The following is a 2,649-nucleotide window of genomic DNA, read 5'->3' as shown; positions in this document are numbered from 1 at the left end:
TGCTACCGGGCCCGCTGGTGGCTCAGTGAGCTGTATGAGCAGCAGGGCCGCTGGCCCGAGGCCGAAGCGGTGCTGACCGAGTTGTGGGAAGAAGATCCGACCGATGGGGAGGTCGTTGCCCGGCTGGTGACCGTGTTGCTGCGCCAGGGGAGAAGACAGGAGGCCAGGCGTTGCTCCCGCGATTGGAGACGGCTGCTGGCTCGGAGCGGTGACTCCCTCGATGCGCAGCGTGCGCAGGCGATTGAACAGGCGCTGTGCGCTGCTGAGCCGACGGCGTGCCAGCCGTCTGCAGGTTCCAGACCAGCAGGTCCTCTGCCAGGCTTCCCTTCTGGCCACTAACAGGGTATACTGCTGATGAAGATCCTGGAAGGGAGTACTTCCCATGAGCTCTTTAAAGAGATCGAAAGGCACACGGAGAGATCCTTGATGGACAAGGGACGCCGTTCTTTGCTCCAGGCAGGTGCTCTTACTGCCGGCTATTTGCTCCCTGCTGCATGTGGCCAAGATGTCATTGCCGACCTGGAGCTGCTGGACCGCTTAAGGAAGGCTGTCAAGCAGCCTACCACCATCGATGATCCGCTGCTTGGGTTGCTCACGAGTGGCACGCAGCACTTTCGCAAGCACTTTGTCCTTGCGAGAAATTCGCTGGAGGATCTGCTCTCTTGCCATCATGATTTGACCGTCCATGTGCATCGACTGACCGACTTGCTCACCAGTTCTCTGCCTCCCTCTGTCAGGCGATCGCTCTCACAAGTGACCGCGGAAGCGCTTCAGGTTCTTGGAGATTTAGCTTTTCATCTTGGCCAAGATGGCCTGGCTGAGCACGCCTATGTGCTCGCCTTCGATCTGGCAGGCGAGTCGGAACATCCCGTGCTCCAGGCTGTGCTTCTTGGAAGACGCGGCATCTTCTTCCTCTATCAGCAGCATCCCCACGAGGGGGTGACAGTTCTAGAGCATGCATTCCTGCTTGCCACAACGCACGGCGCGAGTGACCTGATTTGTGCCTGGCTCTCGGCTCTGCTGGCAGAATGCTATGCACAGGAGGGCCAAAAGGATGACTGCCAGCAACAGCTTGCTCGTGCCCAGGCGTTGCTCGAGCGCCAGGCCCCCGGTCGCACCACCCTTTCTTTTGAGGGAGAAGCCCCCTATTTGCCGTTCAATCGCGAGCGATTCCTGGGATATCAGGCAGCTTGCTTGCTCCGCCTTGGGCTCGCTCGCGAAGCTGAGGAGATCCTGAAGCAGCTCTTGCCCACCGATGGACAAGTGGCAGCACATCGGCGTTCCATCCGTTTGCTTGATCTCACGATGGCGCTCGTTCAGCAGCGCCGCCTCGAAGAAGCTGTCTCTTGGGGCCTGGAAGGATTGAAAAGCTTAGAGCAGACACGGTCGCCCCGTGTCCTGGAGCGGGCACTTCAGGTCGAGCAGCGACTGAACCGCTGGCGAGAGGAACGCTTGCTGACTCCATTGATGGAGTATCTTGCTCACCTCAAGAGGTCCATTCCTCACGGACAGTCTTCTCCTCCCGACCCTGAAGGAAGGAGAGCAGGATGAAGCCGAATCCCTCACGAGGAGTGCTCTACGTGATTACCTGTGCCAGTTCCTCTGCTCCTTTGGCGGAGTCGCTGGTGATTGCCGCTCAGCAAGCTGGCTGGGATGTCTGCGTCATTCTGACGCCGCGTGCACGTCACTTCGTGGATGAGGCAGCACTGCAGCGTTTAACAGGGCACCCGGTGCGCAGTGAATACAAGCACCCCGCTGAACCAGATCTGCTTCCTCCACCACAGGCACTCATCGTCTTTCCTGCCACCTTCAATACGCTCAACAAATGGGCTCTAGGCATCAGTGATACCCTGGCCGTGGGATTGCTTTCCGAGTACACTGGGAAACGGGCGCCGATTGTCGCTGTGCCTTGTTTCAAGACTGGGGGAGGGCTGGACACCAATCCGGCCTTTCACCGAAGCCTCCGGCTGCTGCGCCGGGCAGGGATTCGCGTCATCTATGAGCCAGAACGGTATCCTCCCAAGAATCAAGTGCCACCAGAGGTGATTCTGGAAGCACTGGACCAGCTGAGAGCAGAACGGTATGGATGCGAGGCTCCTCTGACCCCTCCAACAGAAGATCTGGAGCGCATGGCTCCTGGAGCAGAATGAGGGCTGCTATGACCCGGCTGAGGACGGAGGACGAGGACGACAGGCCGCTCATATGCAGCCAGGAGATTGTCTCCCATCTGTGACTGGGCCTGGGATGGGCACTCAGCCCAGGGCCGCGTCACTCATGATGCTGCGCTCACGGCAGCGGAAGAGAGCGCAGATCCGCTGTTGACCGGCATGTGCTGGAGAAGGATCAGCCTGGCCTGGATCTCACTGCAACCCTTCCAGGAAGCTCGCTCAACGATTGACCAGGCGCTGCGCCTGGTGCACCAGCTCTCTTCGCCTTCGATCCCGGGGTGGCTGGTAGCGCTTGCGGCAGACATGCACGTCTTTCAGCACGGCCCCTCTCTGAACCAGGAGGGGTCTCTCCTCTCTGCTGCTCCGACGCGCTTGCGAGGACCTGACAGCGAGCAGACCCGGCGAAGGTCTCCTTCTGGCCCGCACCGACCCCCTGGACCTGGCTGAGCGGGTGACCTGAGCCTCATGCTCTCTTCCTTCC

The 2,649-nt window shown here is 60.0% G+C and carries 3 protein-coding genes; all 3 read left to right on the top strand.

The features are described from left to right. The first annotated feature begins 69 nt into the window (after positions 1-69). The 3 genes from A4R35_RS25130 to A4R35_RS00020 all read left to right on the top strand — a co-directional run bounded on the left by A4R35_RS25130 (position 70) and on the right by A4R35_RS00020 (position 2,150). The gene (locus tag A4R35_RS25130; RefSeq protein ID WP_399358645.1) at positions 70-339 is read left to right on the top strand and encodes a hypothetical protein; all 270 of its coding nucleotides are present in this window, start codon (positions 70-72) and stop codon (positions 337-339) included. A gap of 87 nt (positions 340-426) precedes the next feature. Beyond that, positions 427-1,551 carry a hypothetical protein gene (locus A4R35_RS00025; RefSeq protein ID WP_112425342.1) on the top strand — a complete coding sequence of 375 codons (1,125 nt, stop codon included), beginning with the start codon at positions 427-429 and terminating at the stop codon, positions 1,549-1,551. Then, on the top strand, positions 1,548-2,150 hold the full coding sequence (locus A4R35_RS00020) for a flavoprotein (RefSeq protein ID WP_112425340.1): 603 nt from the start codon (positions 1,548-1,550) through the stop codon (positions 2,148-2,150). Before A4R35_RS00025 ends, A4R35_RS00020 begins: the two co-directional genes overlap by 4 nt. The last annotated feature ends 499 nt before the right edge of the window (positions 2,151-2,649 follow it).

Origin of the sequence: Thermogemmatispora tikiterensis (genome assembly GCF_003268475.1) — a bacterium.
GTDB lineage: Bacteria > Chloroflexota > Ktedonobacteria > Ktedonobacterales > Ktedonobacteraceae > Thermogemmatispora > Thermogemmatispora tikiterensis.
This window is presented reverse-complemented; position numbering and strand designations above follow the sequence as displayed.